The 16853-nt window shown below is 71.0% G+C and carries 18 protein-coding genes; 12 read left to right on the top strand and 6 right to left on the bottom strand.

Going from position 1 to position 16853, the window contains the following annotated elements; translation table 11 throughout:
- The first annotated feature begins 46 nt into the window (after positions 1–46).
- A complete protein-coding gene (locus ACFPLC_RS18925) occupies positions 47–922 on the top strand; it encodes a GH12 family glycosyl hydrolase domain-containing protein (protein ID WP_378235874.1) in 876 nt (291 codons plus the stop codon).
- Between the two features lie 71 nt (positions 923–993).
- On the opposite strand, the gene ACFPLC_RS18930 is transcribed toward ACFPLC_RS18925, so the two are convergent.
- The 4 genes from ACFPLC_RS18930 to ACFPLC_RS18945 all read right to left on the bottom strand — a co-directional run bounded on the left by ACFPLC_RS18930 (position 994) and on the right by ACFPLC_RS18945 (position 4959).
- Positions 994–1860, bottom strand: coding sequence for an aldehyde dehydrogenase family protein (locus ACFPLC_RS18930; RefSeq protein WP_378189097.1), 867 nt, complete (start codon positions 1858–1860; stop codon positions 994–996).
- The gene (locus ACFPLC_RS18935; RefSeq protein WP_378189096.1) at positions 1853–3286 is read right to left on the bottom strand and encodes an aldehyde dehydrogenase family protein; all 1434 of its coding nucleotides are present in this window, start codon (positions 3284–3286) and stop codon (positions 1853–1855) included. Before ACFPLC_RS18935 ends, ACFPLC_RS18930 begins: the two co-directional genes overlap by 8 nt.
- Entirely contained in the window at positions 3286–4260 is a 975-nt protein-coding gene (gene deoC / locus ACFPLC_RS18940; RefSeq protein ID WP_378189095.1) for a deoxyribose-phosphate aldolase, read from the bottom strand. Before deoC ends, ACFPLC_RS18935 begins: the two co-directional genes overlap by 1 nt.
- An 84-nt stretch (positions 4261–4344) precedes the next feature.
- On the bottom strand, positions 4345–4959 hold the full coding sequence (locus ACFPLC_RS18945) for a DUF1707 SHOCT-like domain-containing protein (RefSeq protein WP_378189575.1): 615 nt from the start codon (positions 4957–4959) through the stop codon (positions 4345–4347).
- 85 nt (positions 4960–5044) lie between these two features.
- Between ACFPLC_RS18945 and ACFPLC_RS18950 the strand changes: the two genes are divergently transcribed.
- Genes ACFPLC_RS18950 through ACFPLC_RS18960 form a run of 3 tightly spaced genes read left to right on the top strand, consistent with a single transcriptional unit; the run spans position 5045 to position 6232 of the window.
- A complete protein-coding gene (locus ACFPLC_RS18950; protein ID WP_378189094.1) occupies positions 5045–5467 on the top strand; it encodes a protein-tyrosine phosphatase family protein in 423 nt (140 codons plus the stop codon).
- A 5-nt stretch (positions 5468–5472) separates the two neighbouring features.
- Positions 5473–6096 carry a uracil phosphoribosyltransferase gene (upp, locus tag ACFPLC_RS18955; protein ID WP_378189093.1) on the top strand — a complete coding sequence of 208 codons (624 nt, stop codon included), beginning with the start codon at positions 5473–5475 and terminating at the stop codon, positions 6094–6096.
- Positions 6097–6100: 4 nt separating this feature from the next.
- Entirely contained in the window at positions 6101–6232 is a 132-nt protein-coding gene (locus ACFPLC_RS18960; protein WP_378189092.1) for a hypothetical protein, read from the top strand.
- On the opposite strand, the gene ACFPLC_RS18965 is transcribed toward ACFPLC_RS18960, so the two are convergent.
- A complete protein-coding gene (locus ACFPLC_RS18965; RefSeq protein WP_378189091.1) occupies positions 6214–7608 on the bottom strand; it encodes a hypothetical protein in 1395 nt (464 codons plus the stop codon). The two genes, ACFPLC_RS18960 and ACFPLC_RS18965, sit on opposite strands and share 19 nt — an antisense overlap.
- A 103-nt stretch (positions 7609–7711) precedes the next feature.
- Between ACFPLC_RS18965 and ACFPLC_RS18970 the strand changes: the two genes are divergently transcribed.
- Together ACFPLC_RS18970 and ACFPLC_RS18975 are read left to right on the top strand one after the other, a co-directional pair.
- Positions 7712–8269 (top strand): RNA polymerase sigma factor, encoded by a 558-nt coding sequence (locus tag ACFPLC_RS18970; protein ID WP_378189090.1) that lies wholly within the window; start codon positions 7712–7714, stop codon positions 8267–8269.
- On the top strand, positions 8266–9510 hold the full coding sequence (locus ACFPLC_RS18975; protein WP_378189088.1) for a hypothetical protein: 1245 nt from the start codon (positions 8266–8268) through the stop codon (positions 9508–9510). The genes ACFPLC_RS18970 and ACFPLC_RS18975 overlap by 4 nt, the downstream gene beginning before the upstream one ends.
- Here ACFPLC_RS18975 and ACFPLC_RS18980 read toward each other — a convergent pair.
- Positions 9486–10100: a TetR/AcrR family transcriptional regulator gene (locus tag ACFPLC_RS18980; protein WP_378189087.1), complete on the bottom strand. Its 615-nt coding sequence runs from the start codon at positions 10098–10100 to the stop codon at positions 9486–9488. The genes ACFPLC_RS18975 and ACFPLC_RS18980 overlap by 25 nt on opposite strands.
- 84 nt (positions 10101–10184) lie before the next feature.
- Here ACFPLC_RS18980 and ACFPLC_RS18985 point away from each other — a divergent pair, with 84 nt between their 5' ends.
- The 6 genes from ACFPLC_RS18985 (at position 10185) to ACFPLC_RS19010 (ending at position 16805) form a co-directional block, all read left to right on the top strand.
- Positions 10185–10586 (top strand): MerR family transcriptional regulator, encoded by a 402-nt coding sequence (locus ACFPLC_RS18985; RefSeq protein ID WP_310971071.1) that lies wholly within the window; start codon positions 10185–10187, stop codon positions 10584–10586.
- 50 nt (positions 10587–10636) lie between these two features.
- Entirely contained in the window at positions 10637–11560 is a 924-nt protein-coding gene (locus ACFPLC_RS18990; RefSeq protein WP_378189573.1) for an aldo/keto reductase, read from the top strand.
- Between the two features lie 82 nt (positions 11561–11642).
- The gene (locus ACFPLC_RS18995) at positions 11643–13178 is read left to right on the top strand and encodes an NAD(P)-binding domain-containing protein (RefSeq protein WP_378189086.1); all 1536 of its coding nucleotides are present in this window, start codon (positions 11643–11645) and stop codon (positions 13176–13178) included.
- Complete coding sequence (locus ACFPLC_RS19000; RefSeq protein WP_378189085.1) at positions 13178–14302, top strand: alpha-hydroxy acid oxidase; 1125 nt, start codon at positions 13178–13180, stop codon at positions 14300–14302. Before ACFPLC_RS18995 ends, ACFPLC_RS19000 begins: the two co-directional genes overlap by 1 nt.
- Positions 14299–15528, top strand: coding sequence for a cytochrome P450 (locus ACFPLC_RS19005; RefSeq protein WP_378189084.1), 1230 nt, complete (start codon positions 14299–14301; stop codon positions 15526–15528). Before ACFPLC_RS19000 ends, ACFPLC_RS19005 begins: the two co-directional genes overlap by 4 nt.
- Positions 15525–16805: a cation:proton antiporter gene (locus tag ACFPLC_RS19010; protein ID WP_378189083.1), complete on the top strand. Its 1281-nt coding sequence runs from the start codon at positions 15525–15527 to the stop codon at positions 16803–16805. The genes ACFPLC_RS19005 and ACFPLC_RS19010 overlap by 4 nt, the downstream gene beginning before the upstream one ends.
- Positions 16806–16853 lie beyond the last annotated feature (48 nt).

Below are 16853 nucleotides of genomic sequence, written 5' to 3' on the forward strand. Positions count from 1 at the left end.
TTAGGGTTCGCCGCACTCTGCCGGAATTGCAGCTGCGGGCGGGAAAATGCGACGAAGAACGCTGGCCGTGTTGTTGGCGATTTCCTTCCCGGTGCTCGCCGGGTGCGGCGGCACGCCCGTCGACGGCGCGGCGGCCGCGCCGGCGTCGCTGCCGGCTCCGGTGCCCCCGTCTTCATCGGCGACGACGCCCGCTCCTTCTTCGTCACCGCCGCCTTCCCCGTCCCGAACTGCGCCTCCGGCGACTCCGACACCGCCGTCGACCACGCCGGTGCGCAGCTGCCGCACGCCGGAGTTCACCACGAGCGACGCCGACGGCGGCTGGTCCGACGGCGGTTACTACGTCCACAACAACATGTGGAACGCCGCGGAAGCGGGCCCGGAAACGCTGCGGGCGTGCGCGTACGACAACTGGTACGTCGATTCCGTCCAGCCCGATTCGACGTCGGTGAAAACCTATCCGAACGTGCACAAGGACATCAACAACCAGAATGGGAAACCGTTCAACGACTATTCGGTGATCCAATCCACCTTCGCCGGCCGCGGCCCGGGCACGGGCGTCTACGACGTGGCGTACGACCTGTGGCTGAACGGCGTGGGCGACGGTCGCGGTGTCAGCGAGCTGATGGTCTGGACGGAGAACCGCAAGCAGGTCCCGGCGGGCGACAAGCTGACCACGTACACGGCGGCCGGCTTCACGTACGACGTCTGGGCGGACGACGAGGGGTACGTGGCGTTCGTGTCCCGGTCGACGCAGTATTCGGGCAGCGTGGACCTGAAGGCGATGATCGCGTGGGCGATCGGCAAGGGCCTGATCCCGCCGAACCCGACGGTCAACCAGATCGGCTACGGGATCGAGTTCTGCTCGACCGGGGGTGGGAAGGCCCGGTTCACGCTGTCGGACTTCTCAGTGACGATGAGCTAGTGGTGAGTGGTAAAGAGGGTTAGAACCCTCCTTACCACTCACGACCGGCGGGAGCGGGATTCGGCGACAGCTCAGACGCCCAGCGGGTGCCAGACCGTCTTGGCCTCCAGGTACCGCCGCAGGCGGGTGAGGTCCGGTGCCGTCGTCCAGTCCGGCTCTGCCTCCGGGACCGTCAGCACCCGCTTCACCGTGTTCGCCGCTTCGCGCGCCAGCTCAACGCGGTCCGCCGGGGTGGCTCCCGTCGGGTCCAGGGCGTTGACGTCTCCGTGCGAGGCCAGCCAGGGGCCCAGTTCCGCGGCCCGCCCGGTGAGGATGTTCGCCACGCCGCCCGGGACGTCGGACGTGGCCAGGACCTCCGACAGCGTGATCGCCGGCAACGGCCGCTCCGCGCTCGAGACGACCACCGCCGTCGAGCCCGTGGCCAGGACCGGGGCCAGCACCTCGACCAGGCCCAGCAGCGACGACTGCTGCGGCGCCAGGACGCCCACCACGCCCGTCGGCTCCGGGACCGTGAACGAGAAATACGGGCCCGCGACCGGGTTCGCCGCGCCGAGGACCGTGGCGATCTTGTCCGTCCAGCCCGCGTACCAGACCCAGCGGTCGATCGCCGCGTCCACAAGGGACTCGGCCTTCTTCGCCGCCAGGCCCTCCGAAGCGGACACCTCCGCGACGAACTGGTCGCGGCGGCCCTCCAGGACCTCGGCCACCCGGTAGAGGACCTGGCCGCGGTTGTACGCCGTGGCCGCCGACCAGCCCGGGAAGGCCTTGCGGGCCGCGACCACCGCGTCGCGGACGTCCTTGCGGGACGCGTGGGCCGCGTTCGCCAGGAACTTGCCCTTGCCGTCCGTCACCGGGTACACCCGGCCGGACTCCGAACGGGGGAACTTGCCGCCGATGTACAGCTTGTACGTCTTCGCGACGGAAATCCGGTCAGACATTGAGGTACGCCTCCAGCCCGGTGCGGCCGCCTTCGCGCCCGAAGCCGGATTCCTGGTAGCCGCCGAACGGGGCGGCGGGGTCGAAGCGGTTGAAGGTGTTGGCCCAGACCACGCCGGCGCGCAGCTGGTTCGCCATCCACAGGATCCGGGAGCCCTTTTCGGTCCAGATGCCGGCCGAAAGCCCGTACGGCGTGTTGTTCGCCTTCGCCACGGCCTCGTCCGGCGTGCGGAACGTCAGCACCGACAGCACCGGGCCGAAGATCTCCTCGCGCGCGATCCGCATCGACTGGTGCACGTTCGCGAACACCGTCGGCGCGAAGAAGAACCCGCGGTCCGGGACCGGGCACGGGCTGGTCCAGCGCTGCGCGCCCTCGGCGTCACCGGATTCGACGAGCCCGCGGATCTTGGCCAGCTGCTCGGCCGAGTTGATCGCGCCGACGTCGGTGTTCTTGTCCAGCGGGTCGCCGACGCGCAGCGTCGAGACGCGGTAGCGCAGCTTCTCCAGCACCTCTTCGGCGATCGACTCCTGGACCAGCAGGCGCGAGCCCGCGCAGCAGACGTGCCCCTGGTTGAAGAAGATGCCGTTGACGATGCCCTCGATCGCCTGGTCCAGCGGGGCATCCTCGAAGACGATGTTCGCCGCCTTGCCGCCCAGTTCGAGGGTCAGCTTCTTCGGCGTGCCCGCGACCTGGCGCTGGATCGCCTTGCCGACCTCGGTCGAGCCGGTGAAGGCGATCTTGTCGATGTCGGCGTGCTCCACGATGGACGCGCCGATGTCGCCCGCGCCCGGGAGGATGTTCACCACGCCCGGCGGCAGCTCCGCCTGCTGGCAGATCTCGGCGAAGACGAGCGCGGTCAGCGGCGTCGTCTCGGCCGGCTTCAGGACCACGGTGTTGCCGGTGGCCAGCGCCGGGGCGATCTTCCAGGCCAGCATCAGCAGCGGGAAGTTCCACGGGATGATCTGGCCCGCGACACCCAGCGGCTTCGGCGACGGCCCGTACCCCGCGTACTCCAGCTTGTCCGCCCAGCCCGCGTGGTAGAAGAAGTGCGCGGCCGCCGTCGGGACGTCGGAGTCGCGCGACTCCTTGATCGGCTTGCCGTTGTCCAGGCTCTCCAGCACGGCGAGCTCGCGCGAACGCTCCTGGATCAGCCGCGCGATGCGGAAGAGGTACTTCGCGCGCTCGGTGCCCGGCATCTTCGACCAGACACTCGTGTACGCCTTGCGCGCGGCCTTCACCGCCACGTCCACATCGGACTTCGACGCGGTGCCGACCTCGGCCAGGACCTCCTCGGTGGCCGGGTTGATCGTCTTGAGCGGCTCGCCCGAGCCGTCGACGAATTCGCCGTTGACGAACGGCTTGTAGGAGTCCTTGAGGTTCGCGATGGCCCGGGATTCCGGTGCGGGCGCGTATTCGAAAACGGGCATCAGTCCACCGTCACGTAGTCGGGGCCGCTGTAGTGGCCGTCCACCTGGGTGCGGCGCTGCAGCAGCAGGTCGTTGAGCAGGCTGGACGCGCCGAAGCGGAACAGGTCCGGGGTCAGCCACTGCTCGCCGGCGACCTCGTGCACGGCGACCAGGTACTTGATCGCGTCCTTCGTCGTCCGGATGCCGCCCGCGGGCTTGACGCCGCGCAGCTCGCCGGTCTGCACGTGCCAGTCGTGGACGGCCTGCAGCATGATGTGCGTGACCGGCAGCGTCGCGGCGGGGGAGACCTTGCCGGTGGAGGTCTTGATGAAGTCGCCGCCGGCCAGCAGCGCCAGCCACGACGCGCGCCGCACGTTGTCGTAGGTCGCCAGTTCGCCGGTCTCGAGGATGACCTTCAGGTGGGCGTCCCCGCAGGCAGCTTTGACGGCTTGGATCTCTTCGAAGACGTCCATGTAGCGGCCCTCGAGGAAGGCGCCGCGATCGATCACCATGTCGACTTCGTGCGCACCGGCCTCGACGGCGATCTTCGTGTCGGCCAGCTTGATCTCGCGGCTGGTGCGCCCGGCGGGGAAGCCGGTGGCGACGCTCGCGACGTGCACCCCGCTGCCCTTGAGCGCTTCGACGGCCGTGGCGACCAGGTCGGGGTAGACGCAGACGGCGGCGACGCGCGGGGTGTCCTGGCGTTCGGGATCCGGCCGCACGGCCTTCGCGGCGAGCGCGCGGACCTTGCCCTGGGTGTCGGCGCCCTCCAGGGTGGTCAGGTCGACCATGGAGATGGCGGTGTCGATGGCCCACCGCTTGGCGTCCTTCTTGATGCTGCGCGTGCCGAGGCCCGCCGCGCGCTGCTCGACGCCGACCTGGTCGACACCGGGCAGCCCGAGCAGGAAGCGGCGCAGGCTCGCGTCGTCGCGAGTCGCGTCCACCAGCGGTGCCGGGGTGGCCGGCGCCGCTGACGTGCTGGTCGTGGCTGTCATGCGCCTGAGTCTAGGCGGCGGGTCCGACAGTTCGAGCCCCCATTGGTTGTGACGCTGGGTGCCGAACGCGTCACAAACCGGTGGTCAGGCCCCCTCGATCTGCGGCGGCTCCACCCGCTTCGCCGGCTTCCGGTACACGACGACGCCGCCCCAGAACGCCAGCCCGTTGATCTTCACCGTGGGAGCCGTCGGCGGAGCGGGCGGGGCGCCCGACTTGTCCTCCAGCGTGAACCCGCCCATCAGGCCGAGGCCGGTGACGTCCACGTTGACGTCGTCCGGGACGGTGATCGTGATGCCGCCCATGATCGCCACCGCGGTGATCGTGCAGTGCCGGTCCGCGAAGCGGGCCTGCCGCAGGTCGATCTCCGCGCCGCCCCAGAACGCGAAGCTGTTGTGCTGCGGCGGCAGGACCCAGCTGCCCTTGCGGACCGCGCCCGACAGCACGCCGATCGACACCGGCGAGCCCGGGTGGCCGCCGATGCGCTGGTCCGGGTGGCCGAGGGCCCGTGTCGGCGCCGGTTCGAGGGTCGCGGCGGCGGACGGCAGGTCCGCCGTCACCGGCTTCAGCTCGCCGAGTGTCTTCGCCGCGTAGACCGTGGTGAGCCGCTCTTCCAGCTCGTTCACCGTGATCCGCCCCTCCGCGAGGGCGTTGTGCAGCACCTGGGCGACGCGTTCACGGTCCGCGTCGGAAGCCCGCATCTGGTCGGGCGTCAGTTCGCTCACCCGGCGCAGCTTATCGGCGAAAACCACCCTGCGTGTCCCTCTTCCGGAGGACACTGGCCCCATGGTCGAGTTTCCGGACGGCACCCGCGTGCACGGACGCGGGCTGCGGCGCCCCCGCCCCGACGGACCCGCGCCCGATTTCGGGCTCTACCTGGGCACGAGCCGGCTGCGGCGCAAGCACGGCGGCGGCATCTCCTGGCCGCACGAGTGGGTCACCTGGCCCGACTTCCTGCTGCCGGCCCGCCCCGCCGACGCCCGCGAGAAGATCAAAGCGCTCCACGAACGGGCGAAGACCGAGACGGTCGAAGTCGCCTGCTACGGCGGTGCGGGCCGGACCGGCACGGTGATGGCCTGCCTGGCGGTCCTCTCCGGCGTCCCCGCCGAGGAAGCCGTCGCCTGGACGAGACGGCACTACCACGAACGAGCCGTCGAAACGCCCTGGCAGCGCGGCTGGGTGAAGAGCTTCGCCGAACGGCTAGATTGACCCGCATGGATGTGCACGTCGTCGATCACCCCCTCGCGAAGGCCCGGCTCTCCACGATGCGCGACGCACGCACCGACAGTGCCGCCTTCCGGGCCGCGCTGCACGAGCTGACCGTCATGCTGGTCTACGAAGCCACGCGCACCGTGCCGGTGAAGATCGAGAAGATCCACACGCCGGTGGCCCGCACCGACGGCTACAAGCTGGCGAAGCCGCCGCTGCTGGTGCCCGTGCTGCGAGCCGGGCTGGGCATGGCCGACCAGGCGCACAAGCTGATCCCGGACGCGCAGATGGGGTTCGTCGGCCTGGCGCGCGACGAGGAGACGCTCAAGCCGACGCCGTACCTCGAGTCGCTCCCGGAATCGCTCGCCGACCGGCCGGTGCTGGTGCTCGACCCGATGCTCGCCACCGGCGGCTCGATGGAGTACACGATCCGCCTGCTCACCGACCGCGGGGCCGACGACGTCACGGCGATCTGCGCGCTCGCGGCCCCCGAAGGCCTGGCGCACCTGGAGAAAACCGGCCTGCCGGTCCGGGTGGTCACGGTGAGCATCGACGAGCGCCTCAACGACTCGGGCTTCATCGTCCCGGGCCTCGGCGACGCAGGTGACCGCCAGTACGGCGCCGTCTGAGCCGGTGCCGGTCCTGAAGTGGCGGTGGATCACCGTCACCGCGGTCGCGGCCGTCACCCGCACGCTGGAGCTGCAGCTGACCGAGACGACCCGCGACCTGGAGGACGTGCGGATGCCTCAGGACGGCACCAGGTAGAGCTCCTGCTTCCCCAGCGTCGGGGCGTCGAGCGTCCAGTGCGCGAGCGCGTCCGGTGGCGGGCTCGGCAACCGCCGGAGCACCAGGTCGGGACGGCGCGGCCGGACGCCGAAGTCGAAGAAGGCGTAGTCCACGCGCAGCGCCGCGCGGACCCAGCGGTTCCCCGCGCTGCGGGCCTCGATGGCCGCGGGGAGCAGGCCGCGGTCGGCGAAGACGTCGACGATCGCACACTCGCACGTGTAGGCCAGCACGCCGATTTCCCCGGCGCTGCCGATCACGCGCGACCCGGCCAGCACGCGAAGGTCGCGGCCGATCTCGGTGTACTTCGCCGTCGAGGCGTAGTTGGACGTCAAGGGCGCAAACTCGCGCGGCAGTCCCGGAACCGCGTACGCGACGACGGAAGCGCAGACCAGCGCGAGCACTCCGCCGGCCGCGAGCCGGCCCGAAGCCCACGCGCAGAGGAAGATCGTCGCCGTCGTGATGCCGGGGCCGTAGTACCAGTGGTACGGCGGAACCGTCAGCAGCACGTAAGTCCCGTGGTAGAGCACGCCGCCGAGGGCCAGGAGCGCGAACGGCCGCACTTCCGGGGCGCGTTTCACCGCCAGGGGGAGCGCCGCGAGCGGCAGGAACGACAGCACGGTCGTCCACGGAGCGGTCCGGGCGTAGAAGAGCGGGCCGTTGCCGAACTGCCAGTCGCCCCACGCCCGTTGCGCGCCCTGCAGCGTCTTGATCACGAACGTGTCGGGCACGGCCGCGCCGAGCACGATCCAGCTGAACGCGAACCACGGGAGGGCGACCGCCGCGGCCCCGAGCACCGCCCGCCAGGAACGGACGGTGAAGCCGAGGACGACCACGAGGATCAGCAGGTCGAGCCGCACGAGCGCGACCGTGCCGGCGGTCAGCCCGAAAGCCAGGGGCCGCCGCTCGACGGCGAAGACCGTCAGCCACCCGAGCCCGGCCGCCCCCAGCGCGACCTCCAGCCCGATCGACGACAGCAGCAACGGGTTCGCCGTCAGCGCCGCGAAGGCCAGCGCGGGGAACCAGCGCGGCAACGCGGTGCCGAGCCGGCGCAGGGCCAGGACGAGCGCGACCTGACTCAGCACGTACAGCACCCCGGCCGCGAAGACGGCGTCGCGCACGACGAACGTCAACACCGCCAGGGCGAGGACGTTCGCCGGCGACGTCGCCGAGTTCGACGTCGCGTCGGCCAGCAGCCCCCAGTGCCCGTGGAAGGCCAGGTTCCGCGCGTAGGAGAGCGTGATGAACGTGTCGTCGACGAGGTGCGGGCGCGCCAGCAGGAACACGACCGCCGACACGCACGCCGTGGCCGCCGGCAACCGCAGGCGAAGGTGGTCCGTGGTCCGGACCTGCTCCATGATCACGACCGGAAGTGGCCGCCCGGTTCGCGGAAGTTGCGCGCAACATCCGTTCCGGTGCCGGCCACTGAGGAGTGTGACCAGCCATGCGACGGGGGCGCCGGTGGGTGACCGGACACTCGGTGATCGGGCGCTGTGGGACCGGGCGTCCGGCGGCGACGAAGCGGCCTTCGGCGAGCTCTTCGAACGGCACGCCGAGGCCGTCTGGAACCACGCCTACCGGTTGACCGGGTCGTGGAGCGCCGCCGAGGACCTCACGTCGAGCACCTTCCTGACCGCCTGGCGCCGCCGCGCCGACGTGACGCTCGTGCGGGACAGCGCCCTGCCGTGGCTCTACACGGTGGCCGCCAACGCCGCCCGCGACGAACACCGCGGCACGAGACGGCGACTGCGGCTGCTCCGCAAGATCCCGGACCCGCCGGTGGTGTCGGACCACGCCGACGCGGTCGCCGCGCGGATCGACGGCGAGCAGCGGCTCCGCGAGATCGTCGAAGCCGTGGGGACGTTGCCGAAGTCGCAGCGGGAGGTCGTCGAGCTGTGCCTGCTCGGTGACGTGAGCGTCGCCGACGCGGCCGCGTTGCTGACCATCGCCGAGGTCACCGTCCGCGCCCAACTGTCGCGGGCCCGCGCCCGCTTGCGCACGCTGCTGGAGGAGAAATGAGCGACGGCTTCGGCCTCCCGCCCCGGCGCGAACTGCCCGACGACGTCCGCGACCGGCTGCGCGCCGGGCTGCATGAGGGCATGGCGAAGCGACGGCCGTCGCGGGTCTGGTACGCGGCGGCCGCCGCGGTGCTCGTCCTGGCCGTCGGTGCGGTCGTCGTGACGCGGCAGCTGCGGCAGCCCGCCGACGTGCCGCCGGCGGTCCCGAACGGGCTGAAGCTCGACGGCGCGCTCGCGAAGACGGCGCTGGACCGGTGCTGGGCCGCGGTCCAGGCCGAGGGGAAGACCGGCCGGGTGGCCCCGCGCGAGGACTGGGTGCCGCTGTTCACCGACGAGCTGGGCGGGGACGCGGTCGTCGCGGCCACGGCCGCGGGCAAGCCGATGTTCTGCGAGACCACCGGGACGACCGTGACGCTGTCGGACCCGGCGGCCACGCCCGCCTACGCGCCGGGCAGCCGGTCCGGGCTGCTGCTGCGAAGCGCGACCGGGCTGGTCGGCGGGGTACTGGACCCAGGGTGGAAGAAGGCGAGCTTTGCGGTACTGACGCCGCGGGGGTCGAGCGGGAACGATCTCGAGGCCTCCCCGGTCAGCCGGCAGTTCGCGGCGTTCACCCGGGTCGCGTCGGACCAGGCGAGGTTCGCGCTCATCGACACCGGCGCCGGGCCGCCCCGGCAGGTGGACCTGCCGGCCGCGCCGGCGCCCCTGCTCGCGGTGACCGATCGCCCGGAGCCCGCCGATCGCACCTCGACGGCGGGCCGGGTGCTGGGCGACTGCCTCGCCGACGCCGAGGAGGCCGTCCCGGACGCCGCGGCCTACCGGCCCGGGCCGCTGCTGCAGGAGGACGGCTACCAGGTGATCATGGGCCGCCGGGGCGACCGGGTGATCGTCTGCACGCGGGAGCCGGACTACCAGCGGCCGGGGCGGACCCAGGCCCGGGCCTACCCCGATCTGATGGGCGACCGGCGGGCTGCGGCCCGCCACCTCTCGGTGAGCACCCTGGGCGCGACCGAGGCGGGTGGCGAGCCGGGCCGGTCCCGGACGCCCTTCGCGGCGGTCGTGCCGTCGACGGCGGCCGGGGTGTCGGTCGGTTTCGGCGGCGGAATGAGCGCCGAAGGCGTGGTCGTCGACGGGATGTTCGTCGTCTGGGTGCCGAAGGAGCGGCCCTGGACGGGGGTGACCGTGAACGTGGTGGCGCGGGACGTGCGGGGTGCGGTCGTCTACGAAGGGGAACTGCCGCTCTGAGGCCGAAGCCAGCCGGAGGCGTTCGCGCGCAGGGCCGCTTCGTAGGCGCTCGTGACGTCGAACTCCTCCGGCAGGTTGCCGGTCAGCTCGAGGGACACCAGGCCGTGCACGATGGCCCAGCAGCCGACCGCGACGGTCTCCGGCGGGACGTCGAGGAAGACGCCGTCGGCGATCGCCTGGCGGATGATCCGCTCCAGCGGCTTGAGCGTTTCGCGGGCGAGCTTCTCGGCGTCTTCGTTCGGCTCGAACCCGGGCACCGACTTGGTGAACATGATCCCGTACAGGTTCGGGTCGGCCAGCGCGCTCGTGCGGTAGGCGCTGCCGAGCGCGACGAGGTCCTCGACGGGGTCGCCGGTCAGCGGCGTCCCGGCCATCCGGGCGCCGAAGCGGCGGAAACCCTCGGTGTAGAGGGCGTTCACCAGGTCGGGTTTGCTGCCGAAGAGCGAATACACGGCGGTGGTCGACGTCCCGGCGTCGGCGGCCAGCTTGCGCAGGGAAAGCGCCTTCGGCCCGTCGGCCGCGAGGAGTTCGCCGGCCCGGTCGAGCAGCTTGAGCCGGAGCGCTTCGTCGTGCGTGCGTGGTCGCGCCATGCACTCAGCGTATCGGAACAGTGTTACGGAAGGCCAGGGTGAGGATTTGACCTGGAGTGCACTCCAGGTCGTAGCGTAGGGCGCATGAGCTACTCGATAGCGGAAGCCGCGCGACGTAGCGGACTGTCCATCGACACCCTCCGGTACTACGAGCGCATCAAACTGCTCGACCCGCCCGCGCGGGACGCCGCGGGCCGCCGGGCCTATTCCGACGACGACCTCAACTGGCTCGGTTTCCTGACCAAGCTGCGCACCACCGGGATGCCCATCAAGAGCATGCGCGAGTACGCGTCGCTGCGCCGCCACGGCGTCGCGAGCGCGGGCCGCCGCAAGGCCCTGCTGGTGGAACAGCGCCGGTCGGTCGCCGAGCGGATCGCCGAGCTGCAGGGCTGTCTCGACATCCTCGACTACAAGATCGAGAACTACGCCCAGGTCGAGCGCAACGTGCTCGGCGTGGAACCCGGTATGGAGGAGATTTCCGCGTGAAGAACAGGAAGCTGGGCGGCCTGGAAGTCGGCGCCCAGGGGCTCGGCTGCATGGGGATGAGCCAGGCCTACGGTGTCCGCGACAACGACGACGAGTCGATCGCCACGATCCACCGCGCGCTCGAACTCGGCGTGACGCTGCTGGACACCGCGAACGTCTACGCCAACGGCGTCAACGAGGAGCTGGTCGGCCGCGCGATCGCCGGCCGCCGCGACGAAGTCGTGCTCGCGACGAAGTTCGGGATCGTGTGGAACGACGGCGCGATGGGCGCCCGCGGTGACGCTGCCTACGTGAAGCAGAGCTGCGACGAGTCGCTGCGCCGGCTCGGCGTCGACCACATCGACCTGTACTACCAGCACCGCGTCGACCCGGACACCCCGATCGAGGAGACGTGGGGAGCGCTGGCTTCGCTGGTGGAGGCCGGGAAGATCCGGTACGCCGGGATTTCCGAGGCGAGCGCGGCGACGATCCGGGCCGCGCACGCGGTGCACCCGGTGACGGCGTTGCAGAGCGAATGGTCGCTGTGGACGCGGGGCATCGAGGGCGAGGTCCTCTCCACGTGCCGCGAGCTGGGGATCGGGATCGTCCCGTTTTCGCCGCTGGGGCGCGGGTTCCTGACGGGCGCGGTGACGTCGGTCGCCGACCTGCCGGAAGACGACATGCGCCGCGGCCTGCCGCGCTTCGCCGAGGGGAACTTCGAGCGGAACATGGCGATCGTCGACGCGCTGCGGAAACTGGCTTCGGACAAGGGGGTGACGGCGGGGCAGCTGGCGCTGGCCTGGGTCCAGTCCCAGGGCGAAGACGTGGTGCCGATCCCGGGGACCAAGCGCCGCAAGTACCTCGAGGAGAACGTGGCGGCGGCATCACTCGAACTGACGCCCGAGGACCTGGCCGCCATCGCCGCGGCCGCCCCCGCCGACGCCATCGCGGGAGAGCGCTATCCGGAACGGCTGGCTCGCGCGGCCGGCAAGTAACTTTCTTCTGAGGCTTTTCTGAGATCTCCGGAGCAGGCTCGGCGCCGATCATGCGATCGGTGCCGAGCTCCAGGAGGTCGTCGTGGCGGAGGAAGTGCTCGATTATCTGGTCGTGGGGGCCGGGCCGGCCGGGTTGCAGCTGGGGCAGCACCTCGGCCACGCCGGGCACCGGTACCTCGTGCTGGAGGCCGGGTCCGCGCCCGGGCACTTCTTCGAGACCTTCCCGCGGCACCGGACCCTCATCTCCATCAACAAGAAGCACACCGGGTACGCCGACCCGGAGCTGCGCATGCGAATGGACTGGAACTCGATCCTCGCCGACGGCGACGACGCCCCGGTCCTCTTCACCGACTACAGCGAAAAACTTTTCCCGGACGCACCGGACTTCCTGCGCTATGTCGCCGACTACGCGAAGAAGCACAAGGTCGACGTCCGTTACAACACCCGGGTGACGCGCATCCGCCGCGACGGCGAAACTTTCGTGCTCACCGCCGGCGACACCGAGTTCAGGGCGAACCGGCTGATCATGGCCACCGGCGTCACCAAGCCGTACATCCCGCAGTTCCCCGGCGTCGAGCTGATCGACCAGTACGTGGACGTCGACGTCGACCCGGCGCACTTCACCGACCAGCGCGTCCTCGTGCTCGGCAAGGGGAACTCCGCCTTCGAGACCGCGGACAACCTGATCGAAACCGCCGCGGTCGTGCACGTCGGCGGCCCGCGGCCGGTGAAGCTGGCCTGGCGCACGCACTTCGTCGGCCACCTCCGCGCCTACAACGCGGGCATCCTCGACATGTACCAGCTCAAGCTGCAGCACGCGATCCTCGATGGCGACGTCCGCGAAGTCCGCAAGGACGCCGACGGCTACCACGTCAAGTTCGCCTTCGCCCGCGCCGACGAAGTCATCAAGGAAATCCGCTACGACCGCGTGATCGGCTGCACCGGCTTCCGGTTCGACGCCTCGCTGTTCGACGAGGACTGCCGCCCCGAACTCACGATCAACGACCGGTTCCCGGCGCAGACCTCGAGCTGGGAGTCGGTCAACGTGCCCGGCCTCTACTTCGCCGGCACGATCACGCAGGTCCGCGACTTCAAGAAGGCCACCAGCGCCTTCATCCACGGCTTCCGCTACGGCGTCCGCGCGCTCGCGAAGGTGCTCAACGAGCGCCACCACGACGTCCCGTGGCCGCACACCGAGCTGCCCGCCAAACCGGACGCGCTGACCGACGCCGTCATCACCCGGATCAACCGGACTTCCGCGCTGTACCAGCAATTCGGCTTCCTCGCCGACGTCGTGGTCGTGGACGGCGACACCGCCCGCTACCTCGAAGAGGTGCCGGTCGACCGGGTGCTGGAAGACCCGCCGTCCGACGCCTACGTCGTCACCCTCGACTACGGCCCCGACCACGACAAGGTCGACCCCTTCGACTTCGTCGCCCGCGCCGCCCAGGACAAGGCCAACGACCACGGCGAAGGCCACTACCTGCACCCGATCGTCCGGCACTACCGCCGCGGCGAGCTGGTCGCCACCCACCACGTCACCGAGAACCTCGAGAACGAGTGGGACAAAGAGGTGCACGTCGAGCCGCTGACGGCGTTCTTCACGCGGGAGCTCTGATGCGGACGATCGCGGAGTTCGAGGCGGCGGCCCGGGAACGCCTCGACCCGGCCCACTACGACTACTTCGCGGGCGGCGCGCAGGACGAGATCACCCTGCGGGACAACGAAGAAGCGTACAAACGCCTCCGCTTGGTCCCCCGCGTGCTGCGCGGCAGCGACAAACGGGACCTGAGCGTCGACCTGCTCGGGACGCCGTCCTCGATGCCGATCCTCGTCGCGCCCACGGCGTTCCACCGGCTCGCGCACCCCGACGGCGAGCTCGTCACCGCGCGGGCGGCGGCGCGGGCGGGCACGATCATGATCGTCAGCATGGCCTCGACCACGGCGATCGAGGACATCGCCGCGGCCGCCCGCGAGGTCGCGCCGGACCCGGGCCTGTGGTTCCAGCTCTACCTGCAGCCGGACCTGGAGTTCACCGAGGCGATCGTGCGGCGCGCGGAGAACGCCGGGATCAAGGCGTTCGTGGTGACGGTTGATTCGCCGGTGCTCGGCCGCCGCGAACGCGACGACCGCAACGCCTTCCACGACCTGCCGTCCGGGTTGTTCGTCGAGAACCTCCGCAACATCGGCGAAAACCGCAGTGGCGGCAACACCAGCCATTCCATCCATGCCCCCGCCACCACCCTCAACGGAGGCGCTTCGCGCCGCAGCCATGTTCGCGAGATCGTCATGTCGGCCGGGCTGAACTGGGACCACATCGCGTGGCTGCGGTCGAAGACCAAGCTTCCGGTGCTCATCAAGGGCTTGCTCCACGCCGAAGACGCGCGGCTGGCCGTGCACCACGGTGTCGCCGGGATCGTCGTGTCCAACCACGGCGGCCGCCAGCTCGACACCGTGCCCGCCACCATCGACGTGCTGCCGGAGATCGCGGCGGCCGTCGGGGGAGCGCTGCCGGTGCTGCTGGACGGCGGGATCCGCCGCGGCACCGACGTCGTCAAGGCGCTCGCCCTCGGCGCGGACGCCGTCGGCGTCGGCCGCCCGGTCGTGTGGGGGCTGGCGGCGGGCGGCCGCGAAGGCGTCTCGGAGGTGCTGGAGATGCTGCGGGCCGACTTCGACCAGGCCCTCGCGCTGTGCGGCGGACGGCACCCGGCCGATCTCACCCCGGACCAGGTGCGGCGATGATCGGCAAGGTCCTCGCCTGGCTGCCCGAGCGGGTCGTCGCCTTGCGGATGCGGATCTTCGCGCTGGTCAACGGCCAGGACGTGGTGACCATCCCCGGCCCGCAGGTCGGTGCCGCCGACTTCCGGCGCGTCTACGCCGACCCGGCGGCGAACGGCCGCAGCCGGGGCGCCGCGCTGTCCGACCTGTTCTGGTACTGGCTCTCGCCGGGGCCGCAGGTGCACCAGGAGCACCTCGAAGCCGGCCCGCGCTACGACGAGGTCGCCAAGTGCACCCGGCACATCCTGGTCAAGTCCAAAAAGGAGTCCGAAGAGCTGACCCGGCGCGTCGCCCGGCACGTCCTGGACGGCGTCCGGCCTGGGCTCGTCCGGCTGCGGGACGAGATGATGCCGATCTGGGCCGAGCTGTACTACGAGCTGGTGTTCGACGAGCCGTGCCCGCCGCGGGCCCGCGAGCTCATCGTGGCGCACGCGGACGACGTCGCCTCGGCCCTGAAGTGCGTGCGGCCGCGGAACATGCGCCGCCGCGCGCGGCTGACGAAGTACCTCAGGCGGCGCCTCGCCGACGTCCCGCACCTGCTCCCGCCGTCCCTGACGCCGGAGGAGCAGGCGTATTACCTGCAGGGCACGTTCTTCACCACCGCCGTCGTGCAGATGTCGGAGGCGATGGCGCACCTGCTGATGATCATCGCGCAGGACGAGGGCCTCCAGCGGCGGCTCGCCGAGCACCCGGAGGACATCGACCGCGTCATCGATGACGGGCTGCGCGCCTACCCGCTCTTCGGCATCGCGCACCGGATCTCGACCGCGGACATCGAGCTGGACCACCTCACCATCCCGGCCGGGACGGTGCTGTGCTTCAGCTACCCCGGCTTCGCCGAGCAGTCGGCCAAGGAGGACTTCATCCCGTTCGGCGTCGCGCAGAACCGCGCCTGCCCGGCCCGGGGACTCGCGCCGCCGACCATGCGGGTCGTGACCGAGGAGGTGCTGCGCCGCTTCAGCCTCGCCTCGACGGCCGCGCACACGCGCTCGATCCCCAACCGCGGCCCGGCGCTGCTCACGCCCCGCGGAGCCCGTCCGCGGCGCGCGCCCCTGGTGTGGCTCGGGGTCCGCGACCGCTGGGAAGACGTCTGGCGCAGCTTCGCCCAGCTCGTGTTCGGCACGTACATGGTCCTCGACGCCCGTCGCCAAGCCCTGTGCTCGACCTACTTCGCCGGAGGCAACCGATGAGCCCGTCCGAAGCGGCACCGGTGTTCTTCCTCGCCGTCGTGGCGATCCTCGTGGTGGTCCGGGTGGTCTGCCTGGTCGCGGTCAAGCTCGGCCAGCCGCCGGTGGTCGGGGAGATGATCGCCGGCGTGCTGCTCGGCCCCTCGCTGTTCGGGCTGCTGCTGCCCGACGTCCAGGCGGCGCTGTTCCCGGACGCGATCCGCCCGCTGCTCTACGTCGGCGGCCAGATCGGCCTGGTCATCTACATGTTCGGCGCCGGCTACGAGTTCAACCTGCGCAGCATCATGAGCTCGCGCAAGTCGGTCGCGGCGATCTCCTCGGCCGGGACACTGGTGCCCCTGGCGCTCGGGGTCGGCGTCGCGGTGCTGGGCACGTCGTGGGTCGGCATCGGCAAGGACGGCGTTTCGCTGGTGACGTCGGCCGCGTTCGTCGGGGTGGCGGTGGCGATCACGGCGTTCCCGATGATGGTGCGGATCATCACCGAACGCGGGATCGGCTCGACGCGGTTCGGCTCGCTCGCGCTGGCCTGCGGCGCGCTCGACGACGTCCTCGCGTGGCTGCTGCTGGCGGTCGTGCTGGGCATGCACGCCGGGTCGCTGGGACCGATCGCGCTCGCGCTCGGTGGCGGGCTGCTGTTCGCGCTGCTGGTGTTCATCGTCGGGCGGCGCCTGCTGGCCCGGGTGATGGGCAGCGACCGGGTGAGCGTCGACCAGCGGGTGCTCATCACCGCGATGACGTTGTTCGCGGCCGCCTGGTTCACCGACACGATCGGGCTGTACGCGGTGTTCGGCGCGTTCACCGTCGGGGTGGCGTTCCCGCGCGGTGCGGCCTCCGACGCCGTGCTCGCGAAGATCATGCCGATCGGGTCGATCGTGTTCGTTCCGCTGTTCTTCACCTATTCGGGCCTCAACACCCGGTTCGCGCTGCTCGCCGACCCGAAGCTGCTCGCCTTCGCGCTGCTGACGGTGGCGGTCGCGATCATCGGCAAGCTGGGCGCGTCCTGGGGCGCGGCCCGGCTGGCGGGCGAGCCGCCGGCGATCGCCACGCGCGTCGGCGTGCTCGTCAACGCCCGCGGGCTGATGCAGCTGATCGCGCTCAACGTCGGGCTCGCCGCGGGGATCGTCTCCCCGGCGTTGTTCACGGTGCTGGTGCTCGTCGCGCTGGTCACCACGATCATGACCGCGCCGGTGCTCGCCTGGCTCGACCGGCGCGATGCGCGCAAGGGGAGCACCGAGGTACTCCTGACGGCCGAACCTGTGCCGGTGACCGGGAAAAGTTGATTCTTCAAGTTCGGAAATAACTGCCAAGATGGATCGGTGCGCGACGGG

The sequence above is a fragment of the Amycolatopsis plumensis genome, from assembly GCF_042652605.1.
GTDB lineage: Bacteria > Actinomycetota > Actinomycetes > Mycobacteriales > Pseudonocardiaceae > Amycolatopsis > Amycolatopsis plumensis.

Coding starts and splice junctions, on each gene's coding strand:
- ACFPLC_RS18925 (WP_378235874.1), top strand. CDS start 47: ATGCGACGAAGAACGCTGGCCGTGTTGTTGGCGATTTCCTTCCCGGTG.
- ACFPLC_RS18930 (WP_378189097.1), bottom strand. CDS start 1,860: ATGTCTGACCGGATTTCCGTCGCGAAGACGTACAAGCTGTACATCGGC.
- ACFPLC_RS18935 (WP_378189096.1), bottom strand. CDS start 3,286: ATGCCCGTTTTCGAATACGCGCCCGCACCGGAATCCCGGGCCATCGCG.
- deoC (WP_378189095.1), bottom strand. CDS start 4,260: ATGACAGCCACGACCAGCACGTCAGCGGCGCCGGCCACCCCGGCACCG.
- ACFPLC_RS18945 (WP_378189575.1), bottom strand. CDS start 4,959: ATGCGGGCTTCCGACGCGGACCGTGAACGCGTCGCCCAGGTGCTGCAC.
- ACFPLC_RS18950 (WP_378189094.1), top strand. CDS start 5,045: ATGGTCGAGTTTCCGGACGGCACCCGCGTGCACGGACGCGGGCTGCGG.
- upp (WP_378189093.1), top strand. CDS start 5,473: ATGGATGTGCACGTCGTCGATCACCCCCTCGCGAAGGCCCGGCTCTCC.
- ACFPLC_RS18965 (WP_378189091.1), bottom strand. CDS start 7,608: ATGGAGCAGGTCCGGACCACGGACCACCTTCGCCTGCGGTTGCCGGCG.
- ACFPLC_RS18975 (WP_378189088.1), top strand. CDS start 8,266: ATGAGCGACGGCTTCGGCCTCCCGCCCCGGCGCGAACTGCCCGACGAC.
- ACFPLC_RS18980 (WP_378189087.1), bottom strand. CDS start 10,100: ATGGCGCGACCACGCACGCACGACGAAGCGCTCCGGCTCAAGCTGCTC.
- ACFPLC_RS18985 (WP_310971071.1), top strand. CDS start 10,185: ATGAGCTACTCGATAGCGGAAGCCGCGCGACGTAGCGGACTGTCCATC.
- ACFPLC_RS18990 (WP_378189573.1), top strand. CDS start 10,637: ATGGGGATGAGCCAGGCCTACGGTGTCCGCGACAACGACGACGAGTCG.
- ACFPLC_RS19000 (WP_378189085.1), top strand. CDS start 13,178: ATGCGGACGATCGCGGAGTTCGAGGCGGCGGCCCGGGAACGCCTCGAC.
- ACFPLC_RS19005 (WP_378189084.1), top strand. CDS start 14,299: ATGATCGGCAAGGTCCTCGCCTGGCTGCCCGAGCGGGTCGTCGCCTTG.
- ACFPLC_RS19010 (WP_378189083.1), top strand. CDS start 15,525: ATGAGCCCGTCCGAAGCGGCACCGGTGTTCTTCCTCGCCGTCGTGGCG.